This window comes from Sporosarcina sp. P7 (assembly GCF_002743425.1).
GTDB lineage: Bacteria > Bacillota > Bacilli > Bacillales_A > Planococcaceae > Sporosarcina.
The window spans coordinates 77,635-100,160 of the sequence record NZ_PDZF01000010.1 but is presented as its reverse complement, the minus strand read 5'-3'; the positions used below and the strand labels follow the sequence as shown (position 1 = coordinate 100,160).

Annotated in this window: 25 protein-coding genes and 1 riboswitch; of the genes, 4 read left to right on the top strand and 21 right to left on the bottom strand. The window is 40.8% G+C overall.

Annotation, left to right across the window (positions count from 1 at the left end; all coding sequences use genetic code 11):
- Positions 1–5: 5 nt before the first annotated feature.
- Together CSV60_RS11070 and CSV60_RS11065 are read right to left on the bottom strand one after the other, a co-directional pair.
- Positions 6–359 (bottom strand): rhodanese-like domain-containing protein, encoded by a 354-nt coding sequence (locus tag CSV60_RS11070; RefSeq protein WP_099637044.1) that lies wholly within the window; start codon positions 357–359, stop codon positions 6–8.
- 164 nt (positions 360–523) lie between these two features.
- Positions 524–760 carry a glutaredoxin family protein gene (locus CSV60_RS11065; protein ID WP_099637043.1) on the bottom strand — a complete coding sequence of 79 codons (237 nt, stop codon included), beginning with the start codon at positions 758–760 and terminating at the stop codon, positions 524–526.
- A gap of 155 nt (positions 761–915) precedes the next feature.
- Here CSV60_RS11065 and CSV60_RS11060 point away from each other — a divergent pair, with 155 nt between their 5' ends.
- Positions 916–1,284: a hypothetical protein gene (locus tag CSV60_RS11060; protein WP_143565340.1), complete on the top strand. Its 369-nt coding sequence runs from the start codon at positions 916–918 to the stop codon at positions 1,282–1,284.
- 66 nt (positions 1,285–1,350) lie between these two features.
- Here CSV60_RS11060 and CSV60_RS11055 read toward each other — a convergent pair whose 3' ends face one another.
- Complete coding sequence (locus CSV60_RS11055) at positions 1,351–2,328, bottom strand: NAD(P)H-dependent flavin oxidoreductase (RefSeq protein WP_099637041.1); 978 nt, start codon at positions 2,326–2,328, stop codon at positions 1,351–1,353.
- A gap of 178 nt (positions 2,329–2,506) precedes the next feature.
- A complete protein-coding gene (locus CSV60_RS11050) occupies positions 2,507–2,971 on the bottom strand; it encodes a MarR family winged helix-turn-helix transcriptional regulator (protein WP_099637040.1) in 465 nt (154 codons plus the stop codon).
- A 183-nt stretch (positions 2,972–3,154) separates the two neighbouring features.
- Here CSV60_RS11050 and CSV60_RS11045 point away from each other — a divergent pair, with 183 nt between their 5' ends.
- A complete protein-coding gene (locus CSV60_RS11045; RefSeq protein ID WP_199175272.1) occupies positions 3,155–3,571 on the top strand; it encodes a PaaI family thioesterase in 417 nt (138 codons plus the stop codon).
- 102 nt (positions 3,572–3,673) lie between these two features.
- Here the strand turns inward: CSV60_RS11045 and sufB are convergent, their stop codons facing one another.
- The 17 genes from sufB to CSV60_RS10960 form a co-directional block, all read right to left on the bottom strand.
- A complete protein-coding gene (gene sufB / locus CSV60_RS11040) occupies positions 3,674–5,071 on the bottom strand; it encodes a Fe-S cluster assembly protein SufB (protein ID WP_099637039.1) in 1,398 nt (465 codons plus the stop codon).
- Positions 5,072–5,113: 42 nt separating this feature from the next.
- Entirely contained in the window at positions 5,114–5,551 is a 438-nt protein-coding gene (gene sufU / locus CSV60_RS11035) for a Fe-S cluster assembly sulfur transfer protein SufU (RefSeq protein ID WP_099630789.1), read from the bottom strand.
- Positions 5,541–6,770 (bottom strand): cysteine desulfurase, encoded by a 1,230-nt coding sequence (locus CSV60_RS11030; RefSeq protein WP_099630788.1) that lies wholly within the window; start codon positions 6,768–6,770, stop codon positions 5,541–5,543. Before CSV60_RS11030 ends, sufU begins: the two co-directional genes overlap by 11 nt.
- The gene (sufD, locus tag CSV60_RS11025; protein WP_099637038.1) at positions 6,770–8,077 is read right to left on the bottom strand and encodes a Fe-S cluster assembly protein SufD; all 1,308 of its coding nucleotides are present in this window, start codon (positions 8,075–8,077) and stop codon (positions 6,770–6,772) included. Before sufD ends, CSV60_RS11030 begins: the two co-directional genes overlap by 1 nt.
- Positions 8,078–8,095: 18 nt before the next feature.
- A complete protein-coding gene (sufC, locus tag CSV60_RS11020) occupies positions 8,096–8,875 on the bottom strand; it encodes a Fe-S cluster assembly ATPase SufC (protein WP_099637037.1) in 780 nt (259 codons plus the stop codon).
- Positions 8,876–9,142: 267 nt separating this feature from the next.
- Positions 9,143–10,324, bottom strand: a complete 1,182-nt coding sequence (locus CSV60_RS11015) for a dicarboxylate/amino acid:cation symporter (RefSeq protein WP_099637036.1) — start codon at positions 10,322–10,324, stop codon at positions 9,143–9,145.
- Positions 10,325–10,650: 326 nt separating this feature from the next.
- Positions 10,651–11,508, bottom strand: coding sequence for a MetQ/NlpA family ABC transporter substrate-binding protein (locus CSV60_RS11010; RefSeq protein WP_099637035.1), 858 nt, complete (start codon positions 11,506–11,508; stop codon positions 10,651–10,653).
- A gap of 65 nt (positions 11,509–11,573) precedes the next feature.
- Entirely contained in the window at positions 11,574–12,242 is a 669-nt protein-coding gene (locus tag CSV60_RS11005) for a methionine ABC transporter permease (RefSeq protein ID WP_099630783.1), read from the bottom strand.
- A complete protein-coding gene (locus CSV60_RS11000; RefSeq protein ID WP_099637034.1) occupies positions 12,235–13,260 on the bottom strand; it encodes a methionine ABC transporter ATP-binding protein in 1,026 nt (341 codons plus the stop codon). The genes CSV60_RS11005 and CSV60_RS11000 overlap by 8 nt, the downstream gene beginning before the upstream one ends.
- 223 nt (positions 13,261–13,483) lie before the next feature.
- A riboswitch (SAM riboswitch) is annotated at positions 13,484–13,589 on the bottom strand.
- A gap of 49 nt (positions 13,590–13,638) precedes the next feature.
- On the bottom strand, positions 13,639–13,938 hold the full coding sequence (locus tag CSV60_RS10995; RefSeq protein WP_099637033.1) for a thioredoxin family protein: 300 nt from the start codon (positions 13,936–13,938) through the stop codon (positions 13,639–13,641).
- Positions 13,919–14,284, bottom strand: coding sequence for a toprim domain-containing protein (locus CSV60_RS10990; RefSeq protein WP_099637032.1), 366 nt, complete (start codon positions 14,282–14,284; stop codon positions 13,919–13,921). Before CSV60_RS10990 ends, CSV60_RS10995 begins: the two co-directional genes overlap by 20 nt.
- 62 nt (positions 14,285–14,346) lie before the next feature.
- The gene (gene gcvH, locus CSV60_RS10985; protein ID WP_085131467.1) at positions 14,347–14,727 is read right to left on the bottom strand and encodes a glycine cleavage system protein GcvH; all 381 of its coding nucleotides are present in this window, start codon (positions 14,725–14,727) and stop codon (positions 14,347–14,349) included.
- A 76-nt stretch (positions 14,728–14,803) separates the two neighbouring features.
- Entirely contained in the window at positions 14,804–15,163 is a 360-nt protein-coding gene (locus CSV60_RS10980; protein WP_099637031.1) for an arsenate reductase family protein, read from the bottom strand.
- An 875-nt stretch (positions 15,164–16,038) separates the two neighbouring features.
- Positions 16,039–16,647, bottom strand: coding sequence for a spore protease YyaC (gene yyaC, locus CSV60_RS10975; RefSeq protein ID WP_099637030.1), 609 nt, complete (start codon positions 16,645–16,647; stop codon positions 16,039–16,041).
- 89 nt (positions 16,648–16,736) lie between these two features.
- A complete protein-coding gene (locus tag CSV60_RS10970; RefSeq protein ID WP_099637029.1) occupies positions 16,737–17,867 on the bottom strand; it encodes an AbrB family transcriptional regulator in 1,131 nt (376 codons plus the stop codon).
- Positions 17,868–18,432: 565 nt separating this feature from the next.
- A complete protein-coding gene (locus CSV60_RS10965) occupies positions 18,433–19,740 on the bottom strand; it encodes a CitMHS family transporter (RefSeq protein ID WP_099637028.1) in 1,308 nt (435 codons plus the stop codon).
- Between the two features lie 247 nt (positions 19,741–19,987).
- Positions 19,988–20,851 carry a LysR family transcriptional regulator gene (locus CSV60_RS10960; protein ID WP_099637027.1) on the bottom strand — a complete coding sequence of 288 codons (864 nt, stop codon included), beginning with the start codon at positions 20,849–20,851 and terminating at the stop codon, positions 19,988–19,990.
- A 136-nt stretch (positions 20,852–20,987) separates the two neighbouring features.
- Between CSV60_RS10960 and CSV60_RS10955 the strand changes: the two genes are divergently transcribed.
- On the top strand, positions 20,988–22,112 hold the full coding sequence (locus CSV60_RS10955; RefSeq protein ID WP_099637026.1) for a 2-methylaconitate cis-trans isomerase PrpF family protein: 1,125 nt from the start codon (positions 20,988–20,990) through the stop codon (positions 22,110–22,112).
- A 275-nt stretch (positions 22,113–22,387) separates the two neighbouring features.
- Positions 22,388–22,510, top strand: a complete 123-nt coding sequence (locus CSV60_RS16170; RefSeq protein WP_255397327.1) for a hypothetical protein — start codon at positions 22,388–22,390, stop codon at positions 22,508–22,510.
- The last annotated feature ends 16 nt before the right edge of the window (positions 22,511–22,526 follow it).

The window sequence follows — 22,526 nt, the reverse complement described above, 5'->3', positions numbered from 1 at the left end:
AATAATTAATCTTGCCACGCGCTCATTCCCCCGCGTACATTCGTTACATTCACGAATCCCGCTTTTTTCAGTTGGCTTGCTGCATTGGCACTGCGCATGCCGCTTTGACAGATGACGATGACTTCTTGATCTTTCTTCAATGTTCCCATCTGTTTTGAAAGCAAATTCAAAGGAATATTTTTAAATTTCTTTATATGGCGTCCTGAATATTCAGCTGGTGTCCGCACATCGATACATTGGACGTTTTGATCGTTCACTCTATCTTTTAATTGTGCAGTCGAGATTGAACGCACACCTTTTGCAGGCTTCATACGCCAAACTACGAAGCCGACGAGGAGTGCTATGATGATCCATTCCATAATTAATGCCTCCTATTAGTGAGTCCATTCGATGATGACGAGAATGACTCCCATCACCGCAAATGCTATATGGCCAATACAAAAGCGCGGAAATACGTTCTTTTCCATTTCTTGGGCCGATTGGATTGTGCAGTTTCGATTGAACAAAAAACGTTTATATTTATTCATGCGTCTAGTGCAGCGTGAATACTTGCTGGATCAAAGCCGATAATCCATTTTCCATTCAACTGTGTTTGTGGAACGCCCATCTGTCCGGTTAGTTCCACCAGACGCTCTCCTTCTGCAGGATTTGTAGAGACATTGATTGTCTCATAAGGCACATGGATTTCATCCAGATAATTCGTCATCATCGTACAATAAGGACAAGTAGATGATACATATACGGTTGCTTTTTCAGACATGTAAAAAACTCCTTTTCATTTGTATGTACATCCATTGTATACCCCATTAGGTATGTAATCAATCTATTGATTCGTATATATGATGGGATCTTTCTTTAGTGCAAAGCATGCTAGTATATAGAGGTAACCAAATGAATAAGAAAGGATGGAGGAACATGAGCGACGTACTTTTACAACAAATTTTAAGTGAAATGAAAGGCATTAAAACTGACATCTCTGGGATTAAGTCAGATGTTAGTACACTTAAATCAGACGTTAGTGCACTAAAATTACATGTCGAAGTTCTAAATACAGACATGTCAGAAGTGAAAAAAGAACAGCAATTGACAAATAAACGGTTGTCTTCTATTGAAACTAAACAGGATACAATTTACATCAACTATGTTTCTTTAACTGAAATACAATCTAAAACCCTCTCCTTACTCGAACAACTCCAAACAGATGTAGAATTCACCTATCAAAAGACCGCAATGAATGATTTAAAAATTAACCGTATTGAAACAAACTCCACTCACAAACACTAAGCAGGCAAATAAAAAACAAGCGTGTCTGGATGGACATACTTGTTTTTATCATGATTCTTTTCTTTATTATGTGCTCGCCGTGTTCACTTTATCTCCTACCAACTTATCCTTTGCCTCTTGGTACTGCTGTGCTAATTGTGCGACGTACTCTTTCGTAGGTTGAACTTTATCGATGATGCCAATTCCTTGACCACAGCCCCAAATATCTTTCCAAGCTTTTTGACCTGCATCACCACCGAAATTCATTTTACTTGGATCACTTTCCGGTAAGTTATCAGGATCTAAACCCGAAGCTCTGATGGACGTAGCTAAATAATTCCCGTGTACTCCTGTGAAGTAATTACTGTATACGATATCATCCGAAGTGGCGTCTATGATGGCTTGTTTATACTCTTCAATGGCTCTCGCTTCTTCAGTAGCGATGAATGGCGATCCGATATAGGCAAAGTCGGCCCCCATGGCTTCGGCTGCCAATACGCTTCTGCCGGTTGCGATAGATCCACCAAGTGCCAGTGGTCCATCAAACCATTCCCGGATTTCTTGAATGAGTGCGAACGGGCTTTTCGGACCCGCGTGCCCTCCCGCTCCTGCAGCCACCGCAATTAAACCATCTGCACCTTTTTCAATTGCTTTCTTCGCGAACGTATTATTGATCACATCATGCAATACAATTCCGCCGTAACTGTGTGCAGCCTCATAGACATCTTCTCTGGCGCCTAGCGATGTAATAATGATCGGAACTTTATACTTTACACACAGCTCCATATCTTCTTGCAATCTTTCATTGGATCGGTGGACGATTTGGTTGATCGCAAATGGCGCGGCTGGTTTATTGGGATTTTTCGCATTATAGTCGGCTAATTCTTCTGTAATCTCGATCAACCACTCTTCCAATTGTGCAACGGGCCTTGCATTTAGAGAAGGCATAGAACCGATTACTCCTGCTTTGCATTGCTCAATCACAGTCTTAGGATTACTAATAATGAACATCGGGGCTGCGATCACTGGAAGACTCATACTCTTTTTCCATTCTACTAAACTCATTAGAAACACTCTCCTTTTATCGTAAGCGCTTTCAAAACGTATAAATGTATTCCTGTAACGAACATACACTAAGACGTTTCAAAAACTTTACATTTTCGATACATGTATATACATGTATTTTACTGGATTTTTTCGAGTTGTCAATCAATTTATGAATGGAGATTCATTTTTATGTTACTTAACTTTTGAATTCATCAATCACTTTCTGTAATGCCTTCAACTTCTTCAGTAAGTCCATGTATTCTGCTTTGCCAATAGATCCTTCAATTTGTTCCTGTACTTGTGTCCAAAGCGGTGTAGCCTCATTTAATTTGTCGTACCCTAATTCTGTGATCGTGACCACTTTGGTTCGCGTGTCCTGTTTCGCTCTCTTGATCTGTACATATCCGGAATCATTTAGAATGTTCAAGTTACGCGTAACGGTCGTTTGATCCAGCAACATCATCTCACCTAATTTACTAATCGAAATATCCGGCGATGTATAAATATTGCCGAGCATATAATATTGGGTGATTTTTAATCCAGTACGTTTCAAGAGATGATTGTATAGTTGTGTAAGTGATCCGGATACCGTACGGAGATTCGCACTGGCACACACGTCAATAATATAATTTGCTTGCTCTTGATCCAATTTTTTTCTCATGATGTCCACTCTTTCCTTAAAATGATAATCGTACTGTTACAGCCGCTTCGACAATTCATTCTATTGTACATGTACGGGCACAAATTTTAAAGCTGGATTTCCCGCTACACTTAGTAGTATGCTTCTATTACATGTATATACATGTAATAGAAGCATATCAGTGAAATGGAGGTAGAGAAAAGGATGAAAGAACTTAATTTATTGGATAGTATTGATCTGGAACAGACATTGATAGGTGCTTTAGGAATTACCTTTACACAACTCGATCCTGACAAAGTCGTCTGTGAAATGCCGGTTGGACCGAAAACTGTTCAGCCTATGGGGTTGTTACATGGAGGCGCTTCAGTAGCACTCGCTGAAACTGCGGCTAGCATTGCAGCCGCTTTAAACCTAAATCCCGAGACGCATTATCCAGTAGGACTAGAAATCAATGCGAATCATATACGAGGTAAAAAAGATGGAGTAGTCACCGCTACTGCCGTTCCATTCCATAAAGGGCGCACATCGATGGTCTGGGATATCCAAATCACGGATGAGGTAGGTAAATTAATAAGTGTTTCGAGATGCACGATTGCGGTTGTGGAGAAAAAAGTTCGCTAAATACAAAAAACGTGCCGACCATCCGAATTGAATCGGCATGAAATCGGCACGTTGCTTTATTCAACTGTTAGGAATATCGCATAAACGCTGGTATTTCAACGCTTATCCAATACTACCTTCCATCTCGAACTTGATCAAACGGTTCATCTCTACCGCATATTCCATCGGTAGTTCTTTTGTAAATGGTTCGATGAAGCCCATAACGATCATTTCTGTTGCTTCCAATTCAGGAATACCGCGGCTCATCAAATAGAAGAGCTGCTCTTCAGAAACTTTTGAAACTTTTGCTTCGTGTTCCAATGAAATATTGTTATTCAAGATTTCATTGTATGGAATCGTATCTGAAGTAGATAGTTTATCCATGATCAACGTATCACACTCAATGTTGGCACGAGCTCCGTCCGCATTGCGTCCGAAGTGGACAACTCCGCGATACGTTACTTTTCCGCCGTGTTGAGAGATAGATTTTGAAACAATAGTAGAAGACGTGTTAGGTGCCAAGTGCATCATTTTCGCGCCGGCATCCTGGTGCTGTCCTTTACCTGCTAATGCGATAGATAGTGTCAAACCGCGTGAGCCTTCACCTTTTAGGATGACTGCAGGGTATTTCATCGTCAATTTAGAACCAATGTTGCCATCAATCCATTCCATTGTCGCATTCTCTTCACATACTGCACGCTTCGTTACCAAGTTGTAGACGTTGTTCGCCCAGTTTTGGATCGTTGTGTAACGGCAATATGCATCTTTTTTGATGATGATTTCAACAACCGCACTGTGTAGTGAGTTTGTTGTATAAACAGGTGCTGTACAACCTTCTACGTAGTGAACGCTTGCGCCTTCGTCTACGATGATCATCGTACGCTCGAACTGTCCCATGTTTTCCGAGTTAATACGGAAATAAGCTTGTAGCGGTGTTTCTACTTTCACGCCAGGTGGTACATAGATGAATGATCCACCAGACCATACAGCAGAGTTTAACGCTGAGAATTTATTGTCTGAGTTCGGAATAACCGTACCCCAATATTGTTTGAACAACTCTTCATTTTCACGAAGTGCAGAATCCGTGTCTTTAAAGACAATTCCTAGATCTGTTAGTTCTTCTTTCATATTGTGGTAAACAACTTCAGACTCATACTGTGCAGAGACACCTGCCAAGTATTTTTGTTCTGCTTCAGGAATACCTAGTTTATCAAACGTACGCTTGATTTCCTCAGGTACTTCATCCCAAGAAGTTTCCGCACCTTCAGATGGTTTTACGTAGTACGTGATTTCATCGAACTTCAATGAATTCAAGTCTCCGCCCCATTGTGGCATTGGCTTATTGTAGAAAATCTCAAGAGATTTCAAACGGTAATCCAACATCCACTGTGGTTCTTCTTTCATTGACGAAATTTCTTCCACTATCTCACGTGTCAATCCACGCTCTGAACGGAACACAGAAACGTCTTTGTCATGGAAACCGTATTTGTAATCGCCGATTTCCGGCATTTGTTTTGCCATTATTATTCCTCCGTTCCATAATTGCTCGTACTATGGCCAAGGTCATTGCGACTCGCCAGAGACTCCCTCTTCCATCGCCTTCCAGCTCAATGTTGCACATTTAATGCGGGCAGGGAATTGCGCGACACCCGATAATGCTTCTAGGTCGTCGAGATCAATCGACTCGTCCAACTCTTTGCCTAACATCATATCTGAAAAAGTATGTGCTAACTTAACTGCTTCTTCAGTCGTTTTACCTTTGATCATCTGTGTCATCATAGAAGCGGATGCCATCGAAATGGAACATCCTTCTCCTTCAAACTTGACGTCTTTGACGATATCGTCTTCCACGTTCATTGTTAAACGGATGACGTCACCACAAGTCGGATTATTCATGTCAATTGTGACATTGCCGTTCTCTAGAACGCCTTTGTTTTTCGGGTGTTTATAATGCTCCATGATTACAGATCGATAAAGTTGATCTAGTTTATTAGTAGACATCGTTAAAATACTCCTTTGTTGTGCGAAGTCCTTCCACGAGGCGATCTACGTCATCAGTGGTGTTATAAAGATAGAAGCTGGCACGCGCTGTTGAAGAAACATCCAACCATTTCATCAATGGTTGTGCACAGTGATGACCTGCACGAACAGCTATACCATTCATATCGAGTACAGTTGCGACATCATGAGGATGGACGTCATCCAAGTTGAATGTGACCAATCCTGCACGCTGATCGGGATCTCTTGGTCCATAAATAGTCAAGCCGTCGATTTCAGACATTTTATCCATAGCATAACCAGCTAGTTCGTGTTCATGCTGTTCGATAGCGTCCAAACCGATTTCTTCCAAGAAGTCGATAGCTGCACCGAGTCCAATAGCTCCTGCAATAATAGGCGTACCACCTTCAAACTTCCAAGGTAATTCTTTCCACGTAGATTCGTATAGTCCGACAAAATCAATCATCTCGCCGCCGAATTCGATGGGTTCCATATTATTGAGTAAATCCTTTTTACCGTAGAGGACACCGATGCCGGTAGGTCCACACATTTTGTGTCCGGAAAATGCAAGGAAGTCGCAATCTAGTTTCTGTACATCAATTTTAACATGTGGAGCTGCTTGCGCAGCATCCACACACATCACCGCACCGTGTTGATGGGCAATTTTCGTGATTTCTTCAATCGGATTCATCGTGCCGAGAACGTTGGAAACATACATGATGGAAACAATTTTCGTTTTATCTGTAATGGTTTCCCGTACTTTATCAAGTGATAACGTACCGTCTTCTTCTAAATCAATATATTTTAACACTGCGCCAGTTTCTTTGGCGAGCTGCTGCCACGGAATGATATTGGAGTGGTGCTCCATATGTGTAATGACGATTTCGTCACCTTCCGAGACATTGGCACGGCCATAGCTTTGCGCAACTGTGTTAATCGCTGTTGTTGTACCGCGCATAAAGATGACTTCTTGCGTGGATTTAGCATTAATGAATTTACGGACTTTCTCACGAGCGCCTTCATAACCATCTGTCGCGCGATTTCCAAGTGTATGCACTCCACGGTGAACATTGGAGTTATCGAAGCGATAATAGCGATCCAGTGCCTCAATTACTTGCACAGGCTTTTGTGAAGTCGCAGCGCTATCCAAGTAAACAAGTGGATGTCCATTGATTTCTTGGTCTAATATAGGGAAATGATTGCGGATGTCTTTGCTGAGCATTAGCGCACTTTCCTTTCAATAACCTCCGTCAATTGTTTTCTAACTCCCGCGATCGGCAATTTGCTAACAACTGGAGCTAAGAAACCATGAATGATGAGGCGTTCTGCTTCTTCTTGTGTAATACCACGGCTCATTAGATAGAACATTTGCAGTGGGTCCACGCGTCCTACTGAAGCGGCGTGACCTGCTGTTACATCATTTTCATCGATAAGCAAAATCGGGTTCGCGTCTCCACGTCCTCTTTCACCTAACATAAGAATACGGGACTCTTGCACCGCGTTCGAGCGAGTTGCGCCTTTAGCGATACGTCCAATTCCGTTAAAGATAGCGGATGAGTTTTCTTTCATTACACCGTGCTTCAAGATGAAAGCATCTGTATCAAGTCCCCAGTGTACGATTTCAGATGTGAAGTTTTGTTTCTGGCTACCGCGTCCAACTACAACGGATTTCATATCACTAGATGAGCCGTCACCGACTAGATGCGTGATGTTTTCAGAAATCGTATTGCCGTCGTTCATTAATCCAAGTGCCCACTCAATGCGTGCACGTGGTCCAGTAACACCGCGACGGTTGACATACGTTGTCATACCTTCCGCTAATACGTCGACTGATCCGTAGACAATTTTCGCATTAGCCATAGCAAATACTTCCGCTACAATGTTCGCTTGTGTTGCCGCATGCTCCATAGTAGAAAGATAGCTTTCTACATAGGTTACTTGACTGTTTTCTTCTGCAACGATGACTACGTGGTTGAACAGTGAGGCTTCTTCGTTATCGTGAATGAAGAGTACTTGCAGTGGATCTTCGATTACTACGTTTTTAGGTACGTAGACAAATACTCCACCGTTGATCAATGCCGCGTGAAGAGCCGTTAACTTATGCTCATCCACTTTGACACCGTCAGTCATCAAGTATTTCTGTAACAACTCACTGTGTTCGCGTGAAGCCGTAAAGATATCCGTCATAATAACGCCTTGTGATTTCAAATCTTCAGACAGTGAAAGATATGCAGGTGTGTTATTGTGTTGCACGTAAATATTTTGTTGTTGTTCGTCATCGATCAATGCTTTCGCTTCAGTTGGTAATTCTTCCAACCCCGCGAAGATCGAGCTCTCAACTGTATGTGAAGGGAATTCCGTGAAATTCCAATTGGTAATTTTAGTTTTATCTGGTTTTGGCATTTCGAGCACTTCAGCTTTCGCTAGAGCGTTCGAACGAAAATCTGCCATCCAAGCAGCTTCCTCCACTTTTGCGGAATAAGAGCGGACGTCTTGTTCGGTCAATGCCAATGTTGTTTCAACCGTCATTTTGAGTCGTCCCCTTTCTTATGCTTCTTGTCCAACAGTTTCGTCTTCGATACCTAGTTCTTCTTTGATCCAGTCGTATCCTTCAACTTCAAGTTTCTTAGCTAGTTCTGAACCACCCGTTTTAACGATTTTACCTTGCATAATGATATGCACTTTATCTGGCTCGATGTAATCCAACAAACGTTGGTAGTGAGTGATAATTAAGCAACCGAAACCTTCGCCGCGCATTTGGTTGATTCCGTTAGAAACAATTTTCAATGCGTCGATATCCAGACCTGAGTCAATCTCGTCAAGTACTGCGAACTTTGGCTTCAACATCATAAGTTGGAGAATTTCATTACGCTTTTTCTCTCCACCTGAGAAACCTTCATTCAAATAACGAGTGGCCATATCTTCTTCCATTTCAAGAACTTCCATCTTGCTATCCATTTCACGAATAAATTTCATCAAAGAAACCTCATCGCCTTCTTCACGACGTGCGTTCACTCCAGAACGGAGGAAATCTGCGTTCGTTACGCCAGTGATTTCACTTGGATATTGCATAGCTAGGAATAGACCGGCTCTCGCACGCTCATCTACTTCCATTGCTAATACGTCTTCTCCATCGAGCATAATGGATCCGGAAGTAACTTCATATTTCGGGTGACCCATGATTGCTGATGCAAGCGTGGATTTCCCCGTACCATTTGGACCCATGATTGCATGGATCTCATTTGTATTTATTGTTAAGGTAACACCTTTTAAGATTTCTTTGTCCTCAATTCGGACATGAAGATCTTTAATTTCCAAAATTGCCATTCCAATACCTCCAGTATGATCGCGTTGAATGGTTATGATCCATTCTCTATTTAGTATCATTCTAATCTTAACCCATATTCGAGTGGGTTGCAAATCTTTAAGAAACATTACACATATTGGCTAATTTCATTGCAACTACGCGGATGGCTATATTTTTCACGATATGTATTTTTCATTTGACAACTAGTGAATGAGAATCAACCAGTCCTTAGTACATAAGAATTAGATAGAAAAAAAGCCGGTCAAGTAACCGACTTTTCTACTACTCTATACTTTTTTAGTGAAACGGTCGACGATCATCGCAAGCGCACCGTCACCTGTAACATTCGTTGCTGTTCCGAAACTATCTTGCGCTAAATAGAGCGCAATCATCAATGCTACCATGCCATCACTGAAACCAAGCATAGTCGTTAAAAGTCCAGTTGCCGCGACAACTGCGCCACCCGGTACTCCTGGAGCGGCGATCATCGTAACACCTAACATAAAGATAAATTGTAAATACGAACCAAAACTTACATCAAAACCGTTCATCAGCATAACACCAATCGAACATGAAACAATCGTAATCGTACTACCTGACAAGTGGATAGTTGCGAATAATGGAACCGCGAAGTCCGTTACACGCTCCGAAGCACCCGTCTTTTTTGCCTGACGCAGCGTAACCGGAATCGTTGCAGCAGAAGACTGCGTTCCGATCGCTGTCAAATACGCTGGTAGCATCGTTTTCATTAACACGAACGGATTCCGTTTGTTTAACGTACCCGCCACTGTGTACTGGAATGTCAGCATGGTCAAATGAAGAATAATAATCATAACGAAAACAAATACAAAGACTGAAAGTACATTTGCCACTTCACCTGTATACGTCATATTCAGGAAAATCCCGAAAATATGGAAAGGTAATAATGGAATGATGACGACAGATATGACTTTATCGATAATCAAATTAAATTCATCGAAGAACGACATCATCGTCTTCCCTTTAATCGCCGCCATTCCAATGCCAAGCACGAATGCCAATAGCAAAGCAGTCATGATCCCCATCATCGGATCCATTTCCATTTCGAAGAACGCTACTCCGGCTTCACGTGCGCCTTCTGCAACGTCCGTCTTCGTCGCCGGCTGAATAAAGTTCGGCAAAATATTTATTGCTACAACATACGCAAGCAATCCCGCAATTACCGTAGATCCATACGCAAATGCAGCAGACATGCCAAGTAATTTTCCCGAACCTGCGCCAAGCTTTGCAATACTTGGTGCGATAAACGCAATGATAATCAGCGGAACGATAAAGTTCAAGAATCCACCGAATAACATATTAAAAGTAGCTGCTAAACGAACGAACCAATGCGCAAATCCTTCATGGATCAACGGCAATACTAAACCCAGTCCGATCGCCAGCCCAATGGCGATGAGAATTCGCCAAATGAGCCCTAATTTAAACTTCACAATACGTCCTCCTCAAATACACATATGTATTACTCAAACAAAATCAACTTTATCACAAGTCGATTGAATAAAGAAGATTTTATTTAGATTTATGTGATGTTTTTCTTGTGGGTTGTTAGGAAGTGGATTTGGTGGTGTAGTTTGGAAGTTTAGTCAGGCGGATTGTGAGAACACGAAAGCACATTGAGCGGGTCACGCGCCACATAGAGCGGATAGACCAATACATTGAGCGAGTCTCCGCCAACATGTAACCACCACTCCAACACACCCACCAAGCATACAATTAAAAAAGCCGGCAGCTGCGATAGCTACCGGCGTTCATTGTATTATTTTACAGGAACAACTGATCCAGACCACTCATTCAAAATGAAATCTTGAATTTGCTCTGAAGTCAATACTTCTACCAATGCTTTGATAGCATCGCTGTCTTCGTTGCCGCTCTTCACAGCAATTACGTTAACATATGGAGACTCTTTGTCTTCCAATGCGATCGCATCTTCCATTGGATTCAACCCCGCATCGATAGCGAAGTTGGAGTTGATTAATAATGCGTCGCCTTCATCGTTATTATACAACTGAGGCATTAACGCTGCTTCGTAGTTCGCATCAAACTCCAAGTTCTTTGGATTTTCTACGATATCGCCTACTTCAGCTTTTACTTTTTCCACGTCATCCGCTAGCTTGATCAATCCTTTTTCTTCAAGCATAGAAAGTACTCGACCGTGATCCGCAACAGAGTTACTGATTAAGATCGTCGCTCCGTCGGGAAGTTCTTCCAACGACTTATATTTCTTAGAATATACACCGATCGGCTCGATGTGAATAGCGCCTGCATTGACGAAGTCATAACCGAAATCGGCAATTTGGCTCTCAAGATAAGGGATGTGTTGGAAATAGTTCGCATCTAGTGTACCTTCGTCCAAATCTTTGTTTGGCAGTACATAATCTGTGTAAGTCTCAATTGTTAAATCATAGCCTTTTTCAGCTAATAACGGCTTAGCTTCTTCCAAAATTATTGCGTGTGGTGTGTTAGATGCACCGACTACCAAAGACGTTTTCTCGCCTTTCCCTGCTTCATCTACATCTGGTGCTGCATTATCTTTGTTACCTTCGTCTTTCGATCCGCAAGCTGCCAATGCAAGCACTAGTACTGCTGCGAATAGACCGAATAAAAATTTCTTCATATCCACATTTCTCCCTTTCTACTATAGAATATTTCTATGGTTAACAGGTTTCCCTGAAAATCCTATTATCGCTTGTCCAAACGTTTTGTAATGAAATCACCAATAAATTGAATGATAAATACGATAATCAATACTAGAATTGTTGCCATTAACGTGACATCTTCGCGACTCCGCTGGAACCCTTCCAAATACGCGAGCGTACCTAGACCGCCTGCACCGATCACACCTGCCATCGCGGTATATCCGACGAGCGCAATCGAAGTTACCGTAATTCCGGAGACTAGTGCTGGCATGGATTCTGGTAACAAAACTTTGAAAATGATTGTGGACGTTTTAGCCCCCATGGAACGCGCTGCTTCGATAACCCCTTTATCGATTTCCTGCAATGCAATCAACACCATTCGGCCATAAAAGGGAGCGGCACCGATAATTAATGCGGGTAATGCGGCATTCGGTCCACGCATACTGTCGAATAATAATTTTGTAAAAGGAATCAATAAAATAATCAAAATGATAAACGGAATCGATCGGAAAATATTCACGAAGGCGCCTGTAAAGACATTGGTGATTTTATTCGCCCATAACTGCCCTGGACTTGTTAAAAACAACAACAAACCAAGTGCGATACCCAAGACAAATGTAAAGAACGTGGAGTAAGCCGACATATAAAGTGTCTCACCCGTTGCTTCCCACATTTTATCCCAATTCACGTTTGGGAACCATTGCTCAATCATGGATCAGCACCTCCGTCTTCACTTCATTGGCATCCAGGAAAGCAATCGCTTCCTCTATAACCGCCACGTCCCCTACTAGTTGCAAGACGAGTGTTCCGTATGCGCCGTCACGTGTTGTCGAAATATTTCCTTGCACGATGTTGACATCGATTGGGAATTTACGGATCAATTCAGCAAGTAGCGGCTGCTCTGTACGGTCGCCAATGAAAGCTAGCTTGATCAATTTGCCGTGCGGCGATTCCTGCTGTAAATGTGCCATCGCTGCGTCCGTATCTGCACTATCAGTCACTTGCGAAATAAAGCGCTTTGTAATATCCGCTTGTGGGGATTGGAAGACATCTAGTACATTGCCCATTTCCACGACTTTCCCCGCTTCCATGACCGCCACGCGATGACAGATCTTCCGGATGACGTGCATTTCATGCGTAATCAACACAATCGTTAGTCCAAGACGCTCATTAATATCTGTTAGTAAATCAAGAATCGCATTCGTCGTCTCTGGATCTAGTGCGGACGTCGCTTCATCACAGAGTAGGACTTCAGGATCATTCGCAAGCGCGCGCGCAATGCCGACACGTTGCTTCTGACCACCTGATAATTGCGATGGATACGCCTGTTCTCGACCTGTCAATCCAACGAGATCGATCAATTCCTTCACTTTTTGCTTACGTGCCGATTTCTTTACGCCAGCAATTTCGAGAGGAAACATGATATTCTCTTCTACTGTTCTAGACCACAGTAAGTTAAAATGCTGGAAGATCATGCTAATTTTCTGACGTGCATTCCGAAGGCCAGCACCTTGTAATGAAGTCATTTCTTGTCCGTGAATCATGATACTGCCGGACGTAGGCGTTTCAAGACCGTTCAATAGTCGAATTAATGTACTTTTTCCTGCCCCACTGTACCCGATGACGCCGAAAATTTCTCCCTCTTTGATGGCCAGTGTCACGTCATCTACCGCGGCAATTTCTGAACGGTTCAATTGGAACTTTTTATGAACGTTTGTTAGTTGAATCATTTTCCGCACCACCTTATTAAGTCTTTTAAATCTGTTTTTTAGAATACTACAAGCACTAGGCTCTCGAGACGTTTCAGACGTACCAAAAAGCCAAAAAGCGCCTTTGTGTTACGTCCTCCAACGCCTGTCGAGCCTACACGGCGCTTTCCGCATTAGTTTAAAAAAAGCCTTCCTGCAGATAAGCAGAAAGGCCGAACGTATGTAGTTATGTACGTTACCATTTCTCTCATCTACCAAAGCATTACGCATTGAGTGATTTGGCACCATTTCACATATGTGACGGTTGCCGGGCTTCATAGGGCACTTCCCTCCACCGCTCTTTATAAGAGTTACGTATTCAATTGATTAACTACTTATACCATACTTTTATTTCGATTGTCAACTGAGCTTCTCTAGTAGATACGGGACGGATTGAAAGGCGTAAATCTTTTCTACAGGCTGTCCTTTGCGCTGAATGAGTAAACAAGGAACACTTTCCACCTCATATTCAGTTGCGATTTCCTGGACATAATTCAAGTCTGCCTTTCCAATTGGAAGTTGCGGGCGCATTGTCTCGATCACCGTCAGCATTTTTGAAGCGACTGCACACGTTCCACACATTGGTGTATATAAATAAAAAGCGGCTACCTGCTCTGCCGCCTGTGTGCGTTGCCAGTCTTCAATTGTCCAATGATTCATGTGGTCCACCTGCCAAATACTTGGAATGTACTTTAAAATTAGCAGCAGCTAAAATGCTTGCCAATAGCTTAACGGGAGTCGTTTCCACTTGACGGTAGAGACGATCCGTGTATAAATGTCTCGCTTCTGGATACAGTTGTTTGAACAGCTTACGAATGGACTCACCGGAGGCGTCCGCATCCATAAAGACGAACAGATCTTGCTGCTCGTACGGTTCAAGCAGTTCTTCAATGTGATACGCACTAATCGTGCCATTCGTACAAAGAATCTCTACAGGCTCTGCAAGGATCGGTACTAGCCGCTTACGATCCGAACCGCCTTCTACAATGAGAACTTTCGGGTCCATCCTGTTTCCTCCTAGCGTGTAAAAAAGCGCTGAGACGTTCCAGCGCTTGTTCTTTTGGAATATTATTCAGCTGTCATTTCTTCGTACTGCTCAGCTGTCATTAACTCATCCAGTTCAGCTTTGTTATCGATTTCAACTACTACCATCCATGCGTCTTCATATGGAGATTCGTTAACCAATTCAGGGCTATCTTCGAGGTTTTCGTTCACTTCTACAACCTTACCAGTTAATGGAGCGTACAATTCAGAAACCGTCTTCACTGATTCAACGCTTCCGAAAGGCTCGTCCGATTTCAATTGATCGCCAACCTGTGGCAATTCAACAAATACGATATCCCCTAGTTCAGACTGTGCGAAATGTGTGATGCCGATACGGTATTTACCGTCTTCTTCTTTTACCCACTCATGCTCTTCTGAATAACGCAAATCTTTTGGTGTGCTCATGTCGTTACCTCCAAAAATATAATAGTTTAACTTCCTTTAGTTTGCCATAGTTCCCCTGTAAAGACAAGAACCTAGATCACTTCTTCCATGTTTCCGTGAACGTGGTTTCATTAAATCCAACGGTCACTTTTTGGTCGTCGGAAACGATTGGGCGTTTGATAAGCATTCCGTCTGAAGCGAGGAGCGCGATCTTTTCATCATCCGTCATAGTTGGCAGTTTGTCTTTCAAATTGAGCTCACGATATTTCATGCCGCTCGTGTTGAAGAACTTTTTCATTTCAAGTCCGGAATTCGCGATCATGTTGCGCAGTTCGTCTTCGCTTGGAGGTTGTTCGGCGATGTTCTTTTCTTCGAATGAAATCCCCACGTCCGTAAGCCATTTCTTCGCTTTGCGGCACGTGGTACATTTTGGATAGCCGTAGTATGTCATAGTCATAATAATCAATCCCTCCTTTTTTTCAGTATAGCAAATAAAGGGGAATGGATGCGAACTTAGCGGCGTTTGATTGCTGATGTGTTCGTGCGTAAAAAGACTGGCAATGTGTTGGGGTTAGGGATTGGCACTTCGGAGGGGACGCGTGTCTTATGGGGCCGCGGTGAGCCAACCAGTCGCAAGCTCCCTTGGTTGTCTCACCTGATCGGCCTGATCCTCCCAGAGTCGCCCCTCCTACGCGCCAATCCCTTGCAATGTGAGCAGGTGATACTTTTTGTTGTGCATTGAAGTCAGTGTTGTAATTGATGTTGAATTTCTGCACTTGAACTTAAATAAGTCAAGACACAATAATTCACATACTAGCTCCCGTAAGTGATCTAAGTACCTCACCTACCCACGTAGGATGGAAGCGGAAGTTGGGGCGACTCCTGGAGGATCAGCGAGAGCCGTAGCAAAGGACGGCTTTTGCGAGTAAATGCGAAGCGTTAGGAGCATGTGCTTTCATAGACTGCCTTGAGTAAATCACGCCCACAGGAAAGCATCCCCAACTGGAGCTTCCATCCCCTCACAGTTCAACTATGCCATTTGTGAAAGGGATAATTATCAGGACTATCAATTGCTTAAGTATGTTCATGACAAATAAAGGTAAATTGAGTATTCTGGTCTTTATAAGGTTCTAAAAGAAGTATTGGGAACGCCGATGAATCATAAGAAAATTTTTCGCGGAGGATTTAAAAAGATGACTCCGGAAAAATACCGAAATCATCTAATTACAGCGTAAGGCTAATCCCGTCTTTTTTAAACTAACCTTTAAATAGTGTACAGTTTATATACAAGATTAGCACGAATTCTTTATTTAAAAAAGTTCACTAGCAAACTTATTGATCGTTTGCAGCGTTATCCATATCATCAATACGTGTAATAACTTCAACGATGGCTTTAGAAAGATTCATCACTGTAAATAGTCTTGTATCGTTTAAAAACTGTCCCTTTGGTAACGGATCGATATAATTGACAATACCTTTAAAATTATAATCACCGACCTCAGGTAAAATCGTTTTAAGCGCTTTTCCAGGAATTAGTGGCCCCTCTTCAAAAATCACATATCCAACTTGCTCTCTAGTTCCCAAACTAGCGTCAATACTGAATATGAGAGGATTCTTAAATCGTCTATTTATTTTTTTTAGCGTTTCTTTTAAATTAAACGCATGCACTGGTTCTTCTAATGTTCCGTAAACTAGATAAGTAATATTACTTTCATTGAGCATGGATCCAACCAAGGGGCCTAACGAATCACCGATATATCGATCTGAACCGATACATAAAAAAATGACATCTCTTCCCGCATTTCCTGGATGTTTAATAATATTTCTCAACTCGGATGTAAGTAATTCAATTTCTAGAATTCTATTTTTTCCTCTTGAATTAAATTTATAAGGTTGAAGATTTCGAACTTCATTTTCTTTAAAACTGTAATAACTACCCATTTCGACACTCCTTTTTCGAAAATAATGAATAGCAGTGCCGTTATTTAATAAAATAAAGCACTAAATCCATAATGAATCCAAGCATCCGCTTATGCAGACGCTTGAGAATGCCTCCTCTTTTTGATATTCCAGTAATTTAAAAGCTTGAAGAAAGGCGGGAGAATTACACAAACTGAAATGACACGGAGTACTTGTACCGCGACGACAAGTGTAGAGTCTGCTCCCAGAACAACGGCGGTAGTGGTCATTTCAGCGATACCACCTGGTGCAAAAGCCAAAACAGAAGTTGTAAATGACAATTCAGTGATTCTTGCCGTGATAACGGAACAGAAGAACATGGAAACAATAAGGAATATAGTACTTAAAAATGAAATGGCTAATGTTTTCTTTAATCCTTTAAACATTTCTTTTTGAAAACGAGATCCGATACTCGCGCCAATTACTACTTGGGATAGGATAATTAGTTCAGGAGGCCACCAAGCAACTAGCTGATAACCAATCACCACTGAACTGGAAGACTTGACGATGGCGATAGCGACCATACTCCCAAGCAACCAGGGTGCCGGAAATTTTAATAATACACCTAAAAAGTAGCCAAGACATGCAATTCCAAGAAAAAGGGCGGTTGTCAATAGATGTTCTCCTTGAAATGTATTAGAAGCTAAATCAGTATGACCAGTTGCCTCTATAGGATGGATCACCCAAAATGATAAACATAATGGAATGAACAGAACGACTAAAAAGATCCGAATCGTTTGTGCAATACTAACAACACCTGTATTAGCACCGAGCTCTTCTGCAATTCCTGGAATTGTGGAAAGTCCTCCCGGAGCCGTGGAAAAAAAGCTTGTCAACATATCCAAATCGCTAAATTTCCATACGATCAGTCCCGATACTAAAGAGAATATAATAGAAAGTAATAGCATGATCGTAATAGTCAACCAGTTCTCCAGAAAAATGTAATAAACAGAGTCATTCACTTTTTGCCCAAGTTCAATACCTAATATACATTGACCAATGGCCATCCAATATTTTGGAATACCTTTTTGATTGAATGACACTTTCAGGATCTTGGGTTTGAATATAAACAGTAAAGTAGCAGTTAGGAGGGTCCCAATCATCCAACCGACAGGTAAACCTGTGAAAGAAAGGAGAAATCCTCCCGTTCCACTAATGACAACGCATAGAGCTGTTTCCGTGAATTCATTTCTCTTGGACATCAAAACTCCCTCTTTCGCTGCCGATCAATAGATAGTTCAATGTTCAAACAATTCGCTCCTTAAACCATTATACTACAATAAAAGAAGTAAAAAATATTGAATTTTTCTATGTAAGCATAAGTATAATTGATTACCTTTTAATGTATATATTTAAAGCCGTATTTTGCTATATAAAACCAATGACATTGTTCCGGAGTCATCTCTTTTAATCCTACTGTCTACGTATGTAGTTATGAATGTCCGTTACCAAAACCTTCTCTGGCTCCTATTATTTAAATTGTCCATTCAATACATTACATAACGTAGAATCTCTTGAATAGTCTTAGCCCTGTGTCTATACGGATTCTATCTTTGAATTTTACCAATGAAATTGTATGTACCTACTAATCTACGTTGGCATTCATTAAAGATTTTTTACTTATTTACTACATTCCTTTCCAGATAATTATTTTCAAGATATATAGACCGAACTAGATAAAAACCCCAAATGGAGTCACTTTTTAAAGTGCCTATCATTTGGGGGTCAGTTCAATCCTAGGTTAGAAAGGCTTCTCTTTAATGTAAGTCAAATTACATTTGTTACAAACGCAACAATGATAATAACAGAGGAGCAGAGAAGAACCCACTTAAACGCAAAACGCTGGAAAGTCCCAATATCTGTTTTAACCATTCCTACTAGTAAAAGAGTGGAGGCAACGAGTGGACTTAAGAAGTGTATAGGCTGTCCTAATACCGATGCTCTCGCAATTTCTAAGGCGCTTACGCCATACGCTGCTCCCGCTTCAGCCAAGATAGGCAATACACCAAAATAATACGCATCATTCGATAATACAAACGTAAACGGCATACTGGTGATAGCCACGACTAATGGATAAAACGAGCCTAAAGATTCTGGAATGATGGAAATCAATGAGGTAGCAATCGCATCCACCATATTTGTGCCAGAAAAAATCCCCGCAAATATACCAGCTGCAAACACTAACGAGACTACTGTTATTGCATTACCTGCATGCGAACTAATGCGTTCCTTTTGCTGTTCTAAATTCGGATAATTAATCATGGAAGCGATTACAAATCCGATTAAAAACAGAACCGGGACAGGCATGATACCCGTAACTAAAATTCCCATGATTACAACGACTAAAATCAGGTTAAACATTCTAAGTTTCGGTCGTTTGATATCTTCTTCCAATGCGACACTCGCAGCTACACCACTCATCGCTAGTGCATCATCTGGAATTTCTTTAAGAACAATAACGCCTAATCTTACACGTTCCTTCATTCCAAGTATGTATGCAATAGAAAGTATAGAAGCCATTCCTGCTAACATAGTTGGGATGAGAGGAAGAAAGAATTCATTTGCATCAAGACCCAGTGCTGCGATTGCTCTAGTGGCGGGTCCACCCCAAGGGGTCATTCCACTCATAATACTTACGGCTAGCATTGAAATTGTCGCCAAAATGAGGGGATTCATTCCAATTCTTAGATAGAGTGCTAACATAGCCGAAATGGTAATCATGTGCGTCGTAGTTCCATCTCCATCTAATGCCACAATCATCGCAATGATAGCAGTCCCCAATGCGATTTTAACTGGATCCCCTTTTACAATTTTCATCATTTTGTTAATAAGAGGATCAAATAAACCTGCGTCAATCAAGATACCAAAAAACAGAATGGCAAACAGCAGTAACGCCGCAGAAGGTGCAACAACTTTCATACCATCTAGCATCATGTCTCCAAGTTCTAAACCGAATCCACCAATTAGTGCGAACACAATTGGAACGACAACAAGCGCTGTAACCGGTGATAGACGTCTCGACATGATTAAATATGTGAATACGACTACCATAGATATACCTAAGAATGTAAGAATAATAAAAACCCCCTTTTGAGAATCCGCTTACAAAAAAGAAATAGCAAAACATATTTTTCATTTCTACTTTCTTTTTTCTAAGTGGAAACTCTATTTTTTATACACTCTCAGAATATTATACGTATTCAAATAAGTAAAATAGATTTTTTTGCATTCACTCACAAAAGAATACTTATAATCCTTTGAATAAAAGAAAACATCAAAAAGAACGAGGACATACTACTTCCTCGTTCTTCCATTGGTTTTTCTATAGATTGTGATTCTCATTTAAAAAGTCCACAAATCTTTTAACAGTGGCAAGTTGGAGGGAATCCTCGTTGTACATTAACCACGTTTTTCTAAAAACAGGTTCTCCATTTTTATAGGACAATCCTTGAGTAAATAGATTATCTGATGGCTGGAGGCAAATCTCTGGTAAAATGGCAACCCCTAAATCATTCTTAACCATTTCCTTACTCGTTTCTTGTCGATCTGTATCCATTATAACCAATGGCGGTTCTGTAAACCGGTCATGCCACCAATCATTGATTAAATTTTTTAAAGAGCTATCCGTTTTATAATTGATAAAAGGTAAATCCGGTAAATCATCCATATCAATTTCCTTTTTAGAGATTATACATAGTCTTTCTTTATGTAATAATGTCTTCATTCCATGCCAATCATAGTTCCCACGCAATATCCCTAGTTGCACACTAGACGAATCCAAGAGCTTCATAATATCAGTGCTCCAGCCTGTATTTATACTAAATTGCACATTAGGATACTTTGTTGAGAACTTTTTCAATATTTTCGGTAACCGGTATTGAGCAAAGTTACTCGAGACACCTAACCTCAAAGTCCCTCTTACTTCATCTTGCATATTGAGCATATAATCTTTCGTATTCTGTAACTTAACAATCATTTCTTCAGCATATTTCGCTAAATGTATCCCTTCTGTTGTAAACTCAATACCGCCCTTTATTTTAAAATATAAACTGGTTCCAAAACTCTTTTCCAAGTTTTTCAACCGATAGGTCAACGCTGGTTGCGAAATATATAACCTTTCTGCGGCCCTCGTAATATTTTTCTCCTCATATAATATACGGATTGCATCCCAGTCTTTTTCATCCATTTACAGCACTCCAATCAATTGATTATAATTTTTTTTTTGGTTTTGAGTCAAAAAATATCTATTTTACTTATCTCCATCTCTATCTTAAGCTATTTTTAGAAGCTTCGAAACAATAAGTTATTGAGAGGTGGTTATTTTGATGAGAGTGCCTGTTGTTATTATGCGCGGTGGAACAAGTAAAGGTGTTTTTTTGGATTATAAGGACATGCCGAACGAATTTCGTCTTTGGGATGACTTTTTATTAGATATTATGGGTAGTCCCGATCAAAGACAAATTGACGGAATAGGCGGCGCAAATTCATTGACGAGTAAAGCTGCAATCATTAAAAAGTCAGATTTAAAAGAAATTGATGTCGAATATACATTTGCCCAAATCAGCATTGAAAATCAGATGGTAGACTTTAAAGGTAACTGTGGAAATATATCTTCTGCTGTAGGGCCTTATGCTATCCAGCAGGGGCTAGTACCCGCTGTAGAGCCAATTACCACTGTAAAAATATTGAATACAAACACGCAAAAGGTAATTATTGCTGAAGTTGAAGTTGAAAATGGTCGGGTCAAAACGGATGGTTTGTGTTCAATTCCTGGTGTTCCTGGGACCGGTTCTCCCATTTATCTTTCCTTTACAAATGGCGAAGGTGCAGTGACAGGAAAATTATTTCCGACTGGGAATCCTACTGACCGGATTCAAACATCTAAAGGTGGCATGAATATCTCCATTATAGATGTTGCTAATCCATTAGTATTTGTGAATGCCCATGATGTCGGATTAAATGGAACTGAATTACCACATAAGTTTACAACGGAAAAGATGGATGAGTTAGAGGAAATTAGATCAATTGCAGCTGAAATGTGTGGATTTTGTACAAAAGAGGAAGCCACGGTGAAATCCCCTGCCGTTCCAAAAATGACCGTCATTTCTTCACCAATGACATATACAGATGTAAATGGAATAGAAAGAAAGGCCGCCAATATGAATTGTACAATTCGGATGATGTCTATGCAAAAACCCCATCAAGCGCTTGCTATTACCGGGGCTATTTGTACAACTGCTGGGGCCTTTTTAAATGATACAATCTTGGCAGATGTGATTACCGTCGAAAATGATATCATTCGATTAGGACATCCAGCAGGAATTATGGAAACAAAAGTCGAGCTAATTGCCGGACATATAAATGCAATAAAGGTAGTCCGTACTGCACGGATGATTTTCGAAGGGTATGTCTATACAAAGAAAGAATATGATTTTTCAATTGCATAATATATAAAGTCCATTTGAAGAATAACATTTCATAAAGATTACTGTTCTAAGTGAATCAGATGCAAGACGTTATTAACAGATGTTTGCTCGCCCCTAAATAGAATGTCGAAAAAAGTGTAGGAGGTGATGAACTACGCACAATAACAATGACAGAGGTTTACAATGATGTTGAGGCTTTTATTGACACGACAGAATGAAAATGCATTGGTGAATGAAGTACAAGAAGAAATTAAGCTTGCATATCGTCTTGCTTAAATAAACAGGAGGCAGCATATATGTGGAATATTACCCTATATGGAGATGTTGATATTAAAATGTTTGAATTCAAAACGGAAAAAGAAGCAAAAGATGTTTATAAAAACTTGAGTGGTAACAAATATCTTTCATATATTGTTTAAATATATTTAATGCTTA

Excerpts from the sequence above, each read along its gene's own strand:
- CSV60_RS10960 (WP_099637027.1), bottom strand. The coding sequence starts at position 20,851 with ATGGATGAAAAAGACTGGGATGCAATCCGTATATTATATGAGGAGAAA.
- sufU (WP_099630789.1), bottom strand. The coding sequence starts at position 5,551 with ATGTCTACTAATAAACTAGATCAACTTTATCGATCTGTAATCATGGAG.
- CSV60_RS10970 (WP_099637029.1), bottom strand. The coding sequence starts at position 17,867 with ATGTCCAAGAGAAATGAATTCACGGAAACAGCTCTATGCGTTGTCATT.
- sufB (WP_099637039.1), bottom strand. The coding sequence starts at position 5,071 with ATGGCAAAACAAATGCCGGAAATCGGCGATTACAAATACGGTTTCCAT.
- sufD (WP_099637038.1), bottom strand. The coding sequence starts at position 8,077 with ATGACGGTTGAAACAACATTGGCATTGACCGAACAAGACGTCCGCTCT.
- CSV60_RS16170 (WP_255397327.1), top strand. The coding sequence starts at position 22,388 with ATGTGGAATATTACCCTATATGGAGATGTTGATATTAAAATGTTTGAA.
- CSV60_RS11045 (WP_199175272.1), top strand. The coding sequence starts at position 3,155 with ATGAAAGAACTTAATTTATTGGATAGTATTGATCTGGAACAGACATTG.
- yyaC (WP_099637030.1), bottom strand. The coding sequence starts at position 16,647 with ATGGGTAGTTATTACAGTTTTAAAGAAAATGAAGTTCGAAATCTTCAA.
- gcvH (WP_085131467.1), bottom strand. The coding sequence starts at position 14,727 with ATGAGCACACCAAAAGATTTGCGTTATTCAGAAGAGCATGAGTGGGTA.
- CSV60_RS10980 (WP_099637031.1), bottom strand. The coding sequence starts at position 15,163 with ATGACTATGACATACTACGGCTATCCAAAATGTACCACGTGCCGCAAA.
- CSV60_RS11005 (WP_099630783.1), bottom strand. The coding sequence starts at position 12,242 with ATGATTGAGCAATGGTTCCCAAACGTGAATTGGGATAAAATGTGGGAA.
- CSV60_RS11060 (WP_143565340.1), top strand. The coding sequence starts at position 916 with ATGAGCGACGTACTTTTACAACAAATTTTAAGTGAAATGAAAGGCATT.
- CSV60_RS11070 (WP_099637044.1), bottom strand. The coding sequence starts at position 359 with ATGGAATGGATCATCATAGCACTCCTCGTCGGCTTCGTAGTTTGGCGT.
- CSV60_RS11000 (WP_099637034.1), bottom strand. The coding sequence starts at position 13,260 with ATGATTCAACTAACAAACGTTCATAAAAAGTTCCAATTGAACCGTTCA.
- CSV60_RS11010 (WP_099637035.1), bottom strand. The coding sequence starts at position 11,508 with ATGAAGAAATTTTTATTCGGTCTATTCGCAGCAGTACTAGTGCTTGCA.
- CSV60_RS11050 (WP_099637040.1), bottom strand. The coding sequence starts at position 2,971 with ATGAGAAAAAAATTGGATCAAGAGCAAGCAAATTATATTATTGACGTG.
- CSV60_RS10990 (WP_099637032.1), bottom strand. The coding sequence starts at position 14,284 with ATGGACCCGAAAGTTCTCATTGTAGAAGGCGGTTCGGATCGTAAGCGG.
- CSV60_RS10995 (WP_099637033.1), bottom strand. The coding sequence starts at position 13,938 with ATGAATCATTGGACAATTGAAGACTGGCAACGCACACAGGCGGCAGAG.
- CSV60_RS11065 (WP_099637043.1), bottom strand. The coding sequence starts at position 760 with ATGTCTGAAAAAGCAACCGTATATGTATCATCTACTTGTCCTTATTGT.
- CSV60_RS11030 (WP_099630788.1), bottom strand. The coding sequence starts at position 6,770 with ATGCTCAGCAAAGACATCCGCAATCATTTCCCTATATTAGACCAAGAA.
- CSV60_RS11055 (WP_099637041.1), bottom strand. The coding sequence starts at position 2,328 with ATGAGTTTAGTAGAATGGAAAAAGAGTATGAGTCTTCCAGTGATCGCA.
- sufC (WP_099637037.1), bottom strand. The coding sequence starts at position 8,875 with ATGGCAATTTTGGAAATTAAAGATCTTCATGTCCGAATTGAGGACAAA.